Origin of the sequence: Gluconobacter sp. P5H9_a (assembly GCF_018812085.1) — a bacterium.
In the GTDB taxonomy this organism is placed as follows: domain Bacteria; phylum Pseudomonadota; class Alphaproteobacteria; order Acetobacterales; family Acetobacteraceae; genus Gluconobacter.
This window is the reverse complement of record NZ_JACRVW010000005.1, coordinates 90247-105538: the sequence shown is the minus strand read 5'-3', so window position 1 is coordinate 105538 and position 15292 is coordinate 90247. Positions and strand designations below refer to the sequence as shown.

Genomic DNA, 15292 nt, shown 5'->3' with positions numbered 1-15292 from the left:
GCCAGTGGATCATGGTCTTACCGTCTTGCCTTTCTGGCGCTGACCAGTTCGCTGACCACGCCATGGAGCGTGCGAAGTTCCTGTTCGGTGACTTCGCCTCGTGTGAAGAAATGCCGCAGATTGCGGATCATGCCCGGTTTCTTCTGCTCGTTGCGCAGGAAGCCACAGTCATCAAGTTCCCGCAGCAGATGGGACATGAAGTTTTCCAGCTCGCCCTTGGTGGCCACATGCGTCTCATTGGTCATGAGGTCACGCGGGGGCGTCATGTCTTCGGTCAGATACCACTCATAGGCCATGACGAGCACGGCCTGTGCGAGGTTGAGAGACATGAACTTCGGATTGAGCGGGTAACGCACCAGCGTATCGGCGCGGGCCATGTCTTCGACGTCGAGGCCAGCGCGCTCCGGCCCGAACAGGATGCCGGTGCGCAGGCCGCGCGTAGAGGCCACACGGAGTTCTGCTGCCGCTCCGCGGGCTGTCATGACCGGCTTCACGACATGGCGGGGGCGGGGACACGTGGCGAAAACGCGGTGCAAATCAGCCACGGCCTCATCCACCGTTTCGAAAACCTGTGCGTTGTCGAGGATGCGATGGGCGCCGGAAGATGCGGGCCATGCGCGTTCCTGTGGCCAGCCGTCCCGCGGAGCCACAATGCGCAAATGGAACAGCCCGCCATTCGCCATGGCCCGAGCTGTTGTACCGATATTTTCGGCGAGCTGTGGTCGCACAAGAATGACAACGGGATCAAATTCGCCGATCGGTTCCAGATCGGCACCACCATCACGTCCGGTCATGGATTTATGCCTTCCGCCATGTGGTGCCGCCGGGGCCGTCTTCCAGCGTGATTCCCTCTGCGGCAAGCTGGTTCCGGATTTCATCCGCGCGGGCGAAGTTACGGGCTTTACGGGCTGCCAGACGTTCTTCGATCAGCGCTTCGATGGCGGACGCATCAACGCCTGAGCGGAACCATTCAGCCGGGGAAACCTGGAACAGACCAAGCTGCTTGCCAGCGGCCAGAAGACCAGAGGCAGCTTGCTGATCGCCCTGCATGGCGGCGTCTGCCAGCGGGTGAAGGGCAGCGATGGCGAGTGGTGTGTTCAGGTCGTCGCACAGCGCGTCCAGCACGGTTGCTGGAACGTCTGCGCCCTGCTGGGCATCACCGCGCTCAAGGGCGCGATAGAGACGATCCAGAACGCGACGTGCTTCTTCCAGCTTTTCCCAGGTGAAATCCAGCGTCGAACGATAATGGGCGCCTAGATAGAGCAGGCGCAGTGGTTCAGCCGGGGATTTTTCCAGAACTTCACGGATGGTGAAGAAATTGCCCAAAGACTTGGACATTTTCTCCCCATTGGAGAGCAGCATGCCGTTATGGAGCCAGTGCGTAGCGAACTTGCTGCCCGGATAGCAGCACAGAGACTGTGCACGTTCGTTTTCATGGTGTGGGAAAAGCAGATCGTCGCCGCCACCATGAATATCGAAGCTCTCACCCAGATACCGGTGTGACATGGCGGAGCATTCGATGTGCCAGCCGGGGCGACCACGGCCATAGGGGCTGTCCCAGCCGGGCTGATCCGGGGTGGACGGTTTCCAGAGCACGAAATCGCCAGGGTCACGTTTGTAGGGCGCCACTTCGACGCGGGCGCCAGCGATCATGTCATCCAGCGAGCGGCCGGAAAGTTCGCCATAAGACGGGAAGTTCCGGACAGCGAACAGAACGTGCCCTTCGGCTTCATATGCATGCCCGTTTTCGACCAAGCGCCCGATCATTGCCAGCATCTCACCAATATGGTGGGTCGCGCGGGGTTCGATATCCGGCGGCAGAATCCCGAGTGACGCCAAATCTTCATGAAAGGCTTCAGTCGTACGGGCGGTCAGGGCGGAGATGTCCTCACCGTTCTCCTTCGCGCGTGCTGTGATCTTGTCGTCCACGTCCGTAACGTTTCGGACGTAAGTGACGCGTGGATACAGCACACGGAGCAGTCGGATCAGGATATCGGCGCCCATCATGGCGCGCAGATTGCCCAGATGCGCCCGGTCATAGACTGTGGGTCCACAGAAATAGACCCGCACATTCTGCGGATCGAGTGGTGTGAACAGTCGCTTTTCGCGCGCGTGGGTGTCGTGCAGACGGAGCACGTGAGGAACGGGATCGGCCATAGATGGGATCAATGCGCCAGCCACCGTTTTGGTGCAACAGGCTTTGTTACTCTTGTCTGCATGATCTTCACTGCGATAGTGAGGCTTATGTGTAGAACCTTCAAAGATCCGACTTCCTCACGCGGGCATGCTCTTGCCCTGCTGCGCGTGGCTCTTCCGCTTGCACTTTCCCAGCTTTCCGAAATGTCCATGGGCGTGACGGACACCATCCTTCTGGGTGGTCTGGGGGTTGCTGAAGTGGCCGTCGGTGGTCTGGCCAATACTTTTTTCTTCACCACCATGGTGACCTGCCAGACCATTCTGGGTGGAGCGGGCGTTCTTCTCTCTCATGGTCGTGGGGCGGAAGATCACGGCCGGGATTCTCATGACGGTCGCAGCGTCATGAGCGCTGCGTTCGTTCTGGCGCTCCTGATCTTCATCCCCTGTGCGTTGCTCTTATGGTTCGTGCAGCCATTGTTTGCGTGGCTGGCGGAACCCGGGGATGTGGTAACCCAGGGAAGCCACTTCATTCATATCCTTCTGTTATCCCTGCTGCCGGATCTGGCCGTGATTGGTGTGCTGCGTGTGGCGCTCCCATCGCTCGGGGCGGAAACGCTTCTGCTGTGGATCATGCCTGCCATGGCGCTCTGCAATGGCATCACCAATGCAGCGCTCATTCATGGGTGGTTTGGGTTGCCTGCGATGGGGATGTATGGCTCGGCCACGGCTACGACCCTGACGGGCTGGGCGATCAGTTTTGCGCTGACGGGGCTGTGTCTGATGCATCCTCGGGTGCGGGCCGTTATGAAGCCAGCCCCTGTGCGCTGGCCTATCATGAAGGAACTATTGAAGCTCGGTTTGCCCATGATGATGGGAGCTGCTGCTGAAATTCTCATGTTTCAGATCACGAGCCTGCGGGCCGGGCAGCTTGGAACACAAAGCCTTGCAGCCCATCAGGTTGCAGTGAATGTGAGTGCACTGCTGTTCATGGTGTGTCTGGCCATTGGTCAGTCCACCAATGTGCGGGTGGCATACTGGCGGGGTTCAGGGCGAATGGATCAAAGCCGCCGGGCTGCGTGGACCGGTATCTGGGTGGTGCTCATCTGGTCTGTTCTGTCTTCAGTCTTGTTGCTGATCTGGCCAGAAAAAATCGTCAGCCTGTACTTCACGGGGCATGCACCTGATCCGTCTACGGCTGCATTGGTGATCACGCTCATGAAGATTGCCGGGATCTACCAGATTGTGGACGGACTTCAGGTTGTGTTCAGCGGCGCCCTGCGTGGGTGCGGTGATGCCGTCTGGCCGATGGTAATTGCTGTCACGAATTATGGCCTGATCGGCCTTGTCTTTGGCGGGTGGTTGGCCTTCCAGCAGCATTGGGGTGCGGAAGGCCTTTGGGTTGGTATGGCGGCAGCGCTCACGGTGAGCTCTGTTGCTTTGGGAGTTCGGCTTTTCAGCGTGATGCGGAAAGCCGAGCCTGTGCCATCGTAATCAGATAGGCCCCGAACCCAGCTGCGGAGAGGAGCGCGGCGCCCCAGCCGATCGATCCCAGACCGTGCCCTGAACTGACCAGATAGGCCCCGAGCCATGTGCCCGCAGCGTTGGCAATGTTGAAGGCCGAATTGTTCAGCGACGCCGCAAGGGTCTGTGCATCGCCCGCGACTTCCATCAGATGCGTCTGAATGGCGGGAGAAATGCCGATCAGTGTTGCCGGGATCAGGAACGTGATCAGCAGCATGGCGACAGCAGACGGCAAGAGCAGCCAGAACCCGATCATGAACACGCAGCTGGCTGCGAGGGAGAACAAGATCGTTCGGTTGATATTCCGGTCCGCCATGGCGCCACCGAATGAATTGCCAGCAACCATGCCGAGCCCCCAGACGATCTGATAAAGCGCAACGGCCCAGTCCGGGAGATGCGTTACGTCTGACAGAGCAGTAGTAAGGAACGTGTACACTGCAAAGAGGCCACCAAAGCCAATGGCGCTTGTCAGAAGCGTCAGGAGCACCTGAGGCCGCTTGAAAGCTCCGAGTTCAGCGAGTGCATTTGCGTCTGGATGGGGCTTGTCGCGTGGGGCGAAGTACCAAAGTGCCAGGAAGCAGAGCAGTCCAAGCGCAGAGATTGCACCATAAGCGACGCGCCAGCCCAGATGATTGGCGGCGTAGGTGGACAGGGGCGACCCTACGACCGTGGAGATCATGATGCCCGACAGAACGCGTCCGACTGCGCGGCCACGTCTTGCACGCTCAACCATGGAGGCGCCAACGAGTGCGGAAACACCGAAAAAGGCGCCGTGAGGGAGCCCGGTGATGAAGCGCATGACTTCAATGTCGAGCAGGTTCGGCATCAGGATCGTGCCGATATTCCCCACAAGGAACAGCACAAGCATGGCCAGCAGGAGTGTGCGACGGGGGAGTTTTGCACCAGCAACCGCAATGAGGGGTGCTCCGACCACGACGCCCAGCGCATAGGCTGAAATGACGGAACTGGCGCGGGAAATGGAAATACCAAGAGAATGGGAGAATTCGGGCAGAAGGCCCATCATGGCGAATTCGCCAGTCCCAATCGTAAATGTCGCCAGCATGAGAGCAAACATGGCTGGCTCGACACCGTGGGGTGGGCGCACCCGCTCGACATCGACTGGTTCGATTAATTCCATAAGGAAAAGGTCCGGAATAGGGGGAAACCCACCTACCATCCGGACCCTGAAAAGCTAGCCGGACACATTCACATGGAAGCGTCCGGGCCGGTCAGCTCAATTCTCCGTTGGCAGGCGAATTGTCTGGCCCGGATAAATGTCATCCTTGCTCGTGACAAGCGGTTGATTTGCATCAAGCAGCTCATCGCCAGAAATATCTTCCGGTAGCTTCTCAGCCACTTCATCAAGGTTCTGACTTGTCTTGATTTCGAGGAACTTCGGATCAGGCGTACCGGGGGGCACCTGGATTTCCGCTTCGACAGCAGCCACGCCTGCGACGTTGCCCGCCGTGAGGATCATCTGGTCACGGGCTTTGGCGGAATCGGCCTTGCCACGCAGATAGATCGTGCGGTCATCAATCACGAGATGCGACATGTGCATCTGTGCGAGGCCGAATCTCTTGAAGGCGCGCTTGATGGCGCTCTCGCCTGGCTTGGGCGGGGGCGGTGAATCCAGAGACTGGATCAGCCCTTCGAGGGAACCCTCGGCAATGCGGCCAGCCTTGGGATTGAAGCGATAGATTTTCATGGGCAAACTCAAAAAGACATGGCTCCCGGATTCAGGGGGAGTACCAGACCGTTAGCGCAAATCCCCAGGGAAGGGTTGCGCGCTTTATAGGCCTCCGATGTGAGAAAATAACAAGGGTCAGAATCGTCCTTTCATTGACATGACAGAGTGAGACCTGTTAGGCGCGGGTCCACTGCCGGAAACGTGGACGTACCGGCCGGACCAATAAAGCGGGTTTCTGTACCCCGCGGGCTCCGGTTTTTGGGTGCGCGCCCGTCTTTCCCAATTCGGGGAGAGGCCTACCGGTGCAACAAAACGGCTCGCCATGCAGCATGGGGCGAGCCTGATGTATGAACAGGGGTTAACCCATGTCAAAGCGTCTTGAGAGCAAGTACAAGATTAATCGCCGTCTCGGCGTAAACCTTTGGGGCCGTGCAAAGTCCCCTGTGAACCGTCGTGAATACGGTCCGGGTCAGCATGGTCAGCGTCGTAAGCAGAAGCCTTCTGACTTCTCCATCCAGCTGATGGCCAAGCAGAAGCTCAAGGGCTACTACGGCAACATCAGCGAGAAGCAGTTCCGCAAGTACTATGACGAAGCCGTCCGTCGTAAGGGTGACACCTCCGAGAACCTGATCGGTCTGCTGGAGCGTCGTCTGGACGCCGTTGTATACCGTCTGAAGTTCGCGATCACGCCGTTCGCAGCACGTCAGTTCATCAGCCATGGCCACGTTACGGTCAACGGCAAGAAGGTGAACATTCCGTCCTACCTCGTGAAGGAAGGCGACGTCATCGAAGTGCGCGAGAAGTCCAAGCACCTCGCCATCGTTCTCGACTCCGTTCAGACGGGCGAGCGCGACACGCCGGAATACGTTGAAGTCGATCATCGCCAGATGAAGGGTACGTTCCTGCGTACGCCGGTTCTCTCTGACGTGCCGTATCCGGTGCAGATGGAACCGAACCTGGTCGTCGAGTTCTACTCCCGCTAATTCCGATCCCGGGTCTTCGGGCCCGGATCAGCAAGCGACCGGAAAACGCCGGGCGGGTCATCCCGTCCGGCGTTTCTCATTTTAAAGCCCCCGGCTTCCAGTCTCTCCCGGAGTCTCCATGTCCGAAGCTCTCAGCGCCGAAATCAACCGCGAGATCGCCCGTCGGCGGACTTTCGCCATCATCTCCCATCCGGATGCCGGTAAGACGACCCTGACCGAGCGTATTCTTCGGGCTGGTGGTGCCATTCAGCTTGCCGGAAACGTGCGCGCCAAAGGTGAGCGCCGCCGTACCAAGTCTGACTGGATGGGCATTGAACGGGACCGTGGCATTTCCGTCGTGACGTCGGTCATGACGTTTGAATACGGTGACTGCGTTTTCAACCTGCTTGATACGCCGGGCCATGAAGACTTCTCTGAAGACACCTATCGTACCCTGACGGCTGTGGACTGTGCGGTCATGGTGATCGATGCCGCGAAGGGCATTGAAGACCGGACACGCAAGCTGTTCGAGATCTGCCGCCTTCGCGATATTCCGATCATCACGTTCATCAATAAGATGGACCGTGAAGCACAGGATTGCTTTGCCCTTCTGGACGAAATTTCCAACTCCCTTGCTTTGGACGTCTCACCTGCCACGTGGCCGATTGGCCGTGCCGCGACGTTTATCGGCACCTTTGATATTCGCACGCGTGAAGTTCACACCAAGGACCCGGTGGACGAAGCCGATCCGCGGATGGTGCAGCTTCGGGAAGACCTTGAGTTGGTGGAAGCCGCTCTGCCTGAATTCGACCGTGAGTCTTTTGATGCCGGGCACTTGTCTCCGGTGTTCTTTGGCTCGGCTATGAAAGAAATCGGTGTGACCGATCTTCTGGATGCACTTGTTGCTTACGGTCCGGCTCCGCGTGCCCAGCCGACGGAAACCCGTGAAGTTCAGGCCAGCGAACAACAGGTAACGGCGCTGATTTTCAAAATTCAGGCCAACATGGATCCGAACCATCGCGATCGTATGGCTTTCGCTCGTGTGTGTTCGGGACGTCTGACGCGCGGGATGCGCTTGAAGCATGTGCGGACTGGCAAACAGTTTGCCCTTCATACGCCGCAGTTCTTCTTTGCGCGTGATCGCCAGTTGGCTGAAGAAGCCTTTGGCGGAGACGTGGTTGGGATTCCGAACCATGGTACATTGCGTATTGGCGATACGCTGAGCGAGAGCGAAGAACTGCGTTTCACGGGGGTACCACACTTCGCGCCTGAAATTCTGCGTCGTGTTCGTCTTGATGATGCCATGAAAGCCAAGAAGCTGCGTCAGGCTCTGGTGGAACTGGCTGAGGAAGGCGTCGTACAGCTTTTCCGTCCGCAGGATGGTCTGCCGCCGATCGTCGGTGTTGTGGGCACGCTACAGCTGGATGTGCTTCAGTCTCGGCTGAAAGGTGAGTACAGCGTGTCCATCGGGTTTGAGAGCACACCGTTCACATTGGCGCGCTGGATCACGGGTAGCCGTGAAAAAATCGAGGCGTTCATGATGGTGAATCGCTCATCCATGGCGGACGATCTGGATGGGGACCCGGTTTTTCTCGCCAGTTCCTCTTTCATGATGCGTCGTACCATCGAAATGAACCCCGATCTGGCATTTCATGACATCAAACAGATCGGTCTGGCGCCGGTCTGATTTTCAAACCTCGCTCCTGCACAGGGAGCGAGGTTTTTTTATCGTGATTGTCGCACGTGGTTTCTGTGCCTACTCTCCTTGCTTAAGCAAAATGAAAAGAGTGAGGTATGCGGCCATGTTGCATGAAAATCTGTCGGATTGTTCGGGAAAATTCTCTTTTCGACAGGTTGATGTTTTTTCGTCTCGCCCCCTCAAAGGTAATCCGTTGGCTGTTGTTCTGGAGGCCGATGGCTTTCCGGAACAGAAGATGGGAGCTTTTGCCAACTGGATGAATCTGAGCGAAACGAGCTTTCTGCTTCGGCCCATAAATCCGCAGGCTGACTATCGTGTCCGGATATTTACGCCATCTGGCGAATTGCCATTTGCAGGGCATCCAACGTTGGGGAGCTGTCATGCCTGGCTGACTTCCACCGCCCCGTCAGAAGGGCGAGATATTGTTCAGGAGTGCGGTGCGGGGCTGGTCAGGATTCGGCGAGAGAGCGGTAGACTTGCTTTCGCGGGGCCGCCCCTTATTCGAACGGGTGCCGTTGAAGAGGATGTACTGGCGCGCATCAAGTTGGGTCTTGGAGTGTCGGATGCCGATGTTGTTGCCGCGCAGTGGGTGGATAACGGCCCCGGATGGCTTGCTCTTCTTCTGAAAAGCCACACGACAGCACTGGCGCTGAAACCGGATTTTGCAATGATTGCGGGTATTCGTGTGGGTATCGTTGCGCCTGTACAGGCCGGAGATACCGACTTCGAAGTTCGAGCGTTTTCTGCCGCCGGCTTTGAAGACCCGGTCACGGGAAGCCTGAATGCTGGTATCGCGCAGTGGCTTATCAAGAGTGGAATTGCGCCGTCTTCTTATACGGCGCGGCAGGGAACGGTTTTAGGGCGGGAGGGGACGGTGTACGTCACCCAGGATGGCAATGATATCTGGATTGGCGGGCATGTTGTGACCTGCATCGAAGGTCAGTTGTCTCTGGAGGAATGACCCTTATGTAAATTTCAGAAGGGCCAGAAGACCCTCGGGCGCTGTTACGCTTGGTGCTTCACAGATGAGGCGCCGACCGGCCTGAAGAGCTTTACGACGCGCCTCCGTACGGCTTTCTGGCGTGGAGCAAAGCGTATAATCCGCGACTTGAGCGAACCCGATAGTCCGGCGGATCATTTCGAGACCACAGAAACCGGCTGTGTCTCGTAAAATGTTCGTCAGGAAATCTTCAAGCATCTCTTCGCGCTGAGTATCGTCTGATAACGCCCAGACGTCTCCACCGCCCGTTTTCAGCAAAGCGCGGAGTTCATTTTTAAAGCTGCTCCAGAACGCGATGATCTCGGTTCTAATGAAATCCTGCTTGTGTGGCGCGGCGCAGGCGTGAAGGGCCAGATTGCCCAGATAAAGCCCGCAATCGAAGCCGACTGGGCCCATCGTGGCGAACTCGCCGTCAATCACGCGGACATCATCGCGATGTAACATGATGGAGCCTGTGTGGAGGTCTCCATGCAACAGGGCTTGTCTTGCCGTCAGAAAGCGATCCTGAAGTGTGCCGGCTGCACGGTGAAGAAGCTTATCAGCCTGCAGGGCTTGCACATCTGGCAGAAGGGCTGCTTCGGGCTCCGGGTTGCGGGAGCAAGGGCGGAATGGGTCGGTGAGGATCAGATCGACAGTGATGCGGGTGAGGGCCGTGTTGCCCGAAAACTCCTCCAGGAGTTTTGAGCCGACTTCAAAGGGGCGACTGATCCAACTCGTTGCATGTACGCCCCGGGCGACATACTGGCCGATGCTGGCCGAAAAACCGGGTTGCGCGTCATCGCGGATCAGGGCAGAGCGCAGGACCTCATGTGGCGTCAGGCATTCCATGACGAGCAGGAACATCTCATCATCGTAGAAATACAGCTCTGGCGCGGCCGGGCGAACTGCGTCTGCCGTCGCACGCATATAACGGGCTTCATACAGCGCACGTTCCAGAGGCATAGGCCATTCTGGTGCCACGCGAACATGAGGCAGAGCCTGCTTGCAGCAAAGCTGCCCATCCGGACCGGCCACAATAAAAACCGTGTTCAGATTACCGTCGCTGACTTCGCGGATCGTCCAGTCTGCCGGGTTTCCACCAAGGCGGGATGCAAGATCGGCATGTTCTGTCAGCCAGTGTCGAAGGCTGGAAGTATCGAGAGTGAAATACGGCATCAGGACAGTTCCAGCAGAGCGGCCAGGGTTGGGACCATTGGGCCTTCAGGTGTGTGGTCTGGGCGGATCAGGTGCAGTGCGCCGTATTCGGCGTTGCCCTGCTCGCGGCATCGCTTCTGAAGGTCCTCAAAAGTCAGGGAGACGTCAATCCGCATCCCGATATCCACGATATGCGATGAGGGATGCTCGCAGGCCAAAAGGGATGGCCCTACCCTGCATTCCGCTGGGACGAGCCCAAGTTCTTCTTCACATTCCGCCAGAAGCTGCGCGGCGAGATCTATGGTGCTCTCCTGCGCTCGGCTTTCAACATTTCCTGCTGGAGCGCCCTGCCAGTATCTGGGAAGGTAGATCGAGGTCTCAGCGCGTCTACCAATGACAATGCCGTCTGGCGTAAACATCAATCCCACAACGGCCAGTGGGCGCAGGATGTGCGCTCCATAAACGTCTGGCTCTTTCATCTGCGCAAGAACGCGGCGGTATTCGGACCAGTGGCCGTGAATTCGGGCTGGGGTGATTTCATCGGCACAGAAGACGCGGCCATTGTAGAGGCTGGGATACGCCGAAAGTGCCTTGGTCCAGATGCGCGAGACGGTCTCTTCCTGCTCAGTCGTCAGGGTGGGGAGTGGGCGGTCAGCCAACACCCGTACATCTGGCTGAAGTGGTGTGATGGGCCAGGATAGGGACTGCGACATGTTGGAACCTTGAACGATGGGAGGGAAGCACATGCCTTCATGGGGCATAATTCCGTTCTGGAAAACACTTTCCCCGATGTCGCCTCGGTCAAGGCAGATGCAGGCGCACCGAAACGGGGCAGTGGTCAGACAATCCTTCCGGCGCACTATCGTTTTGATAGGTCATAACCCGTAGACTCTCCGGGACGAGCCAACTGCGGGCTTCGTTACCAAGGAGGATGTGGTCGATGAAGTACTCTGCATTCCAGCAGGGACTGGCTTTGCCTGCTGTGGTGAGAAGAACGGGCGCATCATGCTCGATCTGCTGCATGAGTGGGTCGTGCATGGTCAGGCGGCGGTTGAAGTCACCGAGAACAGCATAGGGTTCTCCTTCGTCCTGACGCTCTGCAATCCAGTCTTCCAGGACTTGGAACTGTTGATACAGGGTTGGGCAGGAATGTTTGCGCTGAGTGAGAGGCTGATCCCAGCAGCCGGTTTTTAGATGCACAACCAGAATACGGAGATGGCTTTTCCCGTCTAATACCGTGACATCAAGTCCGGTTCTCAGATGGTGGGGCGCATCGGGAGCGGTAACATCCAGGGCTGAGAGTTCTTCATTCACCGTCACGTTCAGCGGGCGTCTGACGGCTAGGCCGACACGCTGGATAACGGGCGCGTTGGACAGAATGATCTGGTAAGTTTTGGGATCGAAGACCTGCGCGGCAGGTTCGGGGCCGTCCACTTCCTGAAAGGCAATGAGATCTGCGTTCAGGTGGGTCGCGTATTGGTGCAGCCGAATGAAGTCGTTGGGTTTACGACCGTGAACATCGTCGGGGAGTACTGGATCTCCCGTCTGGCGAAGGGAGAGCCAGTCCAGATTCCAGGTTGAGAGCTTGATGTCTCTGGCCTGGGCTGGAAAAGCCTCGCCGCATAGAAAGCATGCGGCGAGGGTCAGTGTGGAAAGAAACCTCAGACGGCTTCTTTCTGTGTGGCGCCCATTTCCGAAAGAACGCTTTCGATGGAGCGGGTCGTACGGGTTTTCTCATCCAGAATGAGAATTTCACCCTTCGGAATGTCGTAGAACCAGCCCTGCAGGGTCAGTGTGCCCTGAGAGAGGGCGCGAACGACCGCGGGGTGTGTTCTCAGGTGAGCAAGCTGAAGCAGGACGTTGTATTCTGCCAGCTGGCGAATGTCCGCCGGGCCGGCATCGTCTGCCTTCAGATCACCCATGGCCGCGCGTGCTGCTTCTGCGTTGCGCAGCCAGCTGCGAACGGTTGGAAGAGCGTCCAGCTTCGGCGCGTTCAGATCCAGCAGGGCGTTCATGGCGCCGCAGTTGGAGTGGCCGCAGATGACGACGTTCTTCACCTTGAGTGCCGCAACGGCATACTCGATGGCAGAAGAAACGCCACCCAGCATTTCACCGTAAGCCGGCACGATGTTGCCAACATTCCGGACAATGAACAGTTCACCCGGTTCAGTCTGGGTGATGAGGCTCGGGCTGATCCGACTGTCGGCGCAGGTGATGAACAGCGTGGAAGGAGACTGGCTGGAGGCCAGGCTCTCAAAAAGCTCCGCACTGTCAGGATAGACGTCCGTCTCAAATGTACGGACACCGCTCAGCAGTTTTGCCAGAGTATCACGACCACAGGCCATGGTGTTCTCCTTTTTATAAACTAGTGAGCAGTTAGGAGGCTTTGTCAGGGCAGGTAAAGCAGTAAAACGGTAGTCTCATGATTTGTTACTGCCCTGACATCTGTTGTCGTTACGGTTTATGACGCAGCAAGGTGCTCGCGCAGCTTTGCAAAGACTTCATCTGCATTTGCATTGGGGCCACCGGCCTGCGCCATATCTGGCCGTCCGCCGCCACCTTTTCCTCCCATGACTTCAGATGCCGCACGGACAAGCGTGACAGCATTCAGTCGGTCTTTGAGATCTGGCGTGACGGAAACCACGATGCTGCCCCGGCCATCCGCTTCCGAAATAAGAGCAACAACGCCAGATTCGATCTGCTTGGAGATGCTGTCCGCCAGGCTTTTGAGTTCCTTGGGGCTGACGTCCCCCAGATTGCGGGCTGAAAGTGTGATGCCGTTGATGGTTTCGGTTGCAGCCGTACCTTCGCCTGTGGCCAGTTTCCGCTGTAATTCTGAAATCTGGCTGTTGAGCGATTTACGCTCTTCCAGCAGAGCCGAGACCCGTGTGACGGCCTCAGAAACAGGAACCTTCAGAAGATCGGCGATCTGCTTCAGGCGGCTTTCAGTTTCAAGTGCCAGATTTTCTGCGGCAATTCCGCAGACGGCTTCAATACGACGAACGCCTGCAGACACACCGCTTTCTGACACGATCCGGAACGGGCCGATTTCTCCCACGCGACCAACATGCGTGCCACCACAAAGTTCGATGGAGTAGGCAGGACGGCCTTCCTCTCCGACGCCCATGGAAACAACGCGCACTTCGTCGCCGTATTTTTCACCGAAGAGCGCCATTGCGCCCTCGGCAACAGCCTGTTCCTGCGTCATGAGGCGCGTTTCGACGGGCGCATTTTCACGGATACGGGCGTTTACTTCGGCCTCAACAGCCTGAAGTTCTGCGTCCGTCAGCGGGCGAGGCTGGCTGATGTCGAAGCGTAGGCGTTCAGGGGCGTTCAGGCTGCCCTTTTGAGTAACGTGCGTGCCGATCTGGCGACGCAGGGCCTCATGCAGAAGATGCGTTGCTGAGTGATGGCCACGGACGGCCGTACGGCGACCATGGTCGATCTCTGCATGAACGGCCATGCCAGGCTTCAGTGTGCCTTCGACAACCTTGCCGTAGTGGACGATCAGATCGCCGTTGCGCTTCTGGGTGTCCGTGATTTGCACCCGCAGACCGTTCGCTGTGAGTGTGCCGTGATCGCCAACCTGACCGCCGCTTTCGCCATAGAACGGTGTCTGGTTCAGCAGGATGGCAATAATGTCATCGCCAGCGGGCGCTTCGGCGAGTTCGTCGTTTCCACGGAAAATGCCCTGCACTTCAGCATCGGCTTTTTCCGATACATAACCCAGGAATTCGCTGGGGCCATGCTTGTCGCGTGCGTCAAACCAGACGGTTTCGGCCGCCGTATCGCCGGAGCCGACCCACGCAGCGCGAGCACGCTTGCGCTGCTCGGCCATGGCTGTTTCGAAGCCGGATTCATCGACAGTGCGACCCTGCTCTCGCAGGGCGTCCTGCGTCAGATCGAGCGGGAAGCCAAAAGTGTCATACAGCTTGAAGGCAACATCGCCCGGAAGAGCCTGGTTGTCTCCGAGGTTGCTGACTTCATCGGACAGAAGGGTCAGGCCACGTTCCAGAAGGGCTGTGAAGCGCTCTTCTTCACCCTTCATCGTTTCAGTGATGAGGGCCTGATGCTGCACGAGTTCCGGATAGGCTGCGCCCATTTGCTGGATCAGGGCAGGAAGCAGACGGTAGAAAACTGGTTCCTTGGCGCCCATGATGTGCAGATGGCGCATGGCGCGGCGCATGATACGACGCAGGACATAGCCCCGGCCTTCCTTGGACGGAAGAACGCCGTCCGCGATCAAGAAAGCCGTGGAGCGGAGATGATCCGCCACCACGCGATGGCTGGACTTGAACTGTCCGTCTGCATCTTGGTGCATGACGTCAGCAGAAGACTCAATGAGCGCGCGCATTGTGTCTGTGTCGTAGTTGTCGCGCTTGCCCTGCATGATTGCAGCGAAACGCTCCAGGCCCATGCCCGTATCGATCGAAGGACGCGGCAGATTGTCGCGGGAACCATCGGCCTGATCCAGGAACTGCATAAACACGAGGTTCCAGATCTCGACGAAGCGGTCGCCGTCTTCGTCCGGGCTGCCCGGGGGGCCACCAAAGACGCTGTCGCCGTGATCGTAGAAGATTTCGGAGCAGGGACCGCACGGGCCGGTGTCGCCCATCCGCCAGAAGTTGTCGGACGTACCGATACGGATGATGCGATCATCACTCAGGCCGGCGACTTTTTTCCAGAGATCTGCAGCTTCTTCATCTTCAGCGTAAACCGTGGCGAGAAGCTTTTCCTTGGGAAGGCCAAAGTCTCTCGTGAGCAGGTTCCAGGCGAACTCGATGGCTTCGGCCTTGAAATAGTCACCGAAGCTGAAGTTGCCCATCATCTCGAAGAATGTGTGATGGCGCGCGGTGTAACCGACGTTGTCGAGATCGTTATGCTTGCCACCTGCGCGGACAACCTTCTGAGCGGTTGTGGCGCGGGAGTAAGGGCGCGTTTCCTGGCCGGTAAAAACGTTCTTGAAGGGAACCATGCCAGCGTTCGTAAACAGCAGGGTAGGGTCGTTCTGCGGTACGAGGGGCGCTGAAGGAACAATGCGATGGCCGTTCGACCCGAAATATTCGAGGAAGGCTGAGCGGATGTCGTTTGTGCTGGTCATGGGATGAAGCGTCAGATTCCGGAGAAAACGGGAAAAACCAGCGTTACTCCTA

13 protein-coding genes are annotated in these 15292 nt (G+C 57.8%); 4 read left to right on the top strand and 9 right to left on the bottom strand.

Going from position 1 to position 15292, the window contains the following annotated elements; all coding sequences use genetic code 11:
* Positions 1-17: 17 nt before the first annotated feature.
* Complete coding sequence (locus KP708_RS07145) at positions 18-794, bottom strand: RNA methyltransferase (RefSeq protein WP_010501168.1); 777 nt, start codon at positions 792-794, stop codon at positions 18-20.
* Positions 795-798: 4 nt separating this feature from the next.
* Complete coding sequence (gene cysS / locus KP708_RS07140) at positions 799-2157, bottom strand: cysteine--tRNA ligase (protein WP_215749005.1); 1359 nt, start codon at positions 2155-2157, stop codon at positions 799-801.
* An 87-nt stretch (positions 2158-2244) separates the two neighbouring features.
* Here cysS and KP708_RS07135 point away from each other — a divergent pair, with 87 nt between their 5' ends.
* Positions 2245-3627 (top strand): MATE family efflux transporter, encoded by a 1383-nt coding sequence (locus KP708_RS07135; RefSeq protein WP_215749003.1) that lies wholly within the window; start codon positions 2245-2247, stop codon positions 3625-3627.
* Here the strand turns inward: KP708_RS07135 and KP708_RS07130 are convergent.
* Both KP708_RS07130 and KP708_RS07125 read right to left on the bottom strand, forming a co-directional pair.
* Positions 3590-4834 carry an MFS transporter gene (locus KP708_RS07130; protein ID WP_215749002.1) on the bottom strand — a complete coding sequence of 415 codons (1245 nt, stop codon included), beginning with the start codon at positions 4832-4834 and terminating at the stop codon, positions 3590-3592. The genes KP708_RS07135 and KP708_RS07130 overlap by 38 nt on opposite strands.
* Positions 4835-4891: 57 nt before the next feature.
* Positions 4892-5362: a BON domain-containing protein gene (locus KP708_RS07125; RefSeq protein ID WP_202206444.1), complete on the bottom strand. Its 471-nt coding sequence runs from the start codon at positions 5360-5362 to the stop codon at positions 4892-4894.
* A 347-nt stretch (positions 5363-5709) separates the two neighbouring features.
* Between KP708_RS07125 and rpsD the strand changes: the two genes are divergently transcribed.
* The 3 genes from rpsD (at position 5710) to KP708_RS07110 (ending at position 8966) form a co-directional block, all read left to right on the top strand.
* Positions 5710-6327 (top strand): 30S ribosomal protein S4, encoded by a 618-nt coding sequence (gene rpsD / locus KP708_RS07120; RefSeq protein ID WP_007282513.1) that lies wholly within the window; start codon positions 5710-5712, stop codon positions 6325-6327.
* Between the two features lie 118 nt (positions 6328-6445).
* The gene (locus KP708_RS07115; protein WP_215749001.1) at positions 6446-7993 is read left to right on the top strand and encodes a peptide chain release factor 3; all 1548 of its coding nucleotides are present in this window, start codon (positions 6446-6448) and stop codon (positions 7991-7993) included.
* A gap of 115 nt (positions 7994-8108) precedes the next feature.
* Positions 8109-8966, top strand: a complete 858-nt coding sequence (locus tag KP708_RS07110) for a PhzF family phenazine biosynthesis protein (protein ID WP_202206446.1) — start codon at positions 8109-8111, stop codon at positions 8964-8966.
* 3 nt (positions 8967-8969) lie between these two features.
* Here the strand turns inward: KP708_RS07110 and mtnK are convergent, their stop codons facing one another.
* The 5 genes from mtnK to alaS form a co-directional block, all read right to left on the bottom strand.
* Positions 8970-10160, bottom strand: a complete 1191-nt coding sequence (mtnK, locus tag KP708_RS07105; protein WP_215749000.1) for an S-methyl-5-thioribose kinase — start codon at positions 10158-10160, stop codon at positions 8970-8972.
* Complete coding sequence (locus tag KP708_RS07100) at positions 10160-10852, bottom strand: hypothetical protein (RefSeq protein ID WP_215748999.1); 693 nt, start codon at positions 10850-10852, stop codon at positions 10160-10162. Before KP708_RS07100 ends, mtnK begins: the two co-directional genes overlap by 1 nt.
* 88 nt (positions 10853-10940) lie before the next feature.
* Complete coding sequence (locus KP708_RS07095) at positions 10941-11786, bottom strand: endonuclease/exonuclease/phosphatase family protein (protein WP_215749424.1); 846 nt, start codon at positions 11784-11786, stop codon at positions 10941-10943.
* A 14-nt stretch (positions 11787-11800) separates the two neighbouring features.
* Entirely contained in the window at positions 11801-12484 is a 684-nt protein-coding gene (locus KP708_RS07090; protein WP_086634437.1) for a carbonic anhydrase, read from the bottom strand.
* A gap of 116 nt (positions 12485-12600) precedes the next feature.
* Complete coding sequence (alaS, locus tag KP708_RS07085) at positions 12601-15240, bottom strand: alanine--tRNA ligase (protein WP_215748998.1); 2640 nt, start codon at positions 15238-15240, stop codon at positions 12601-12603.
* Between the last annotated feature and the right edge of the window lie 52 nt (positions 15241-15292).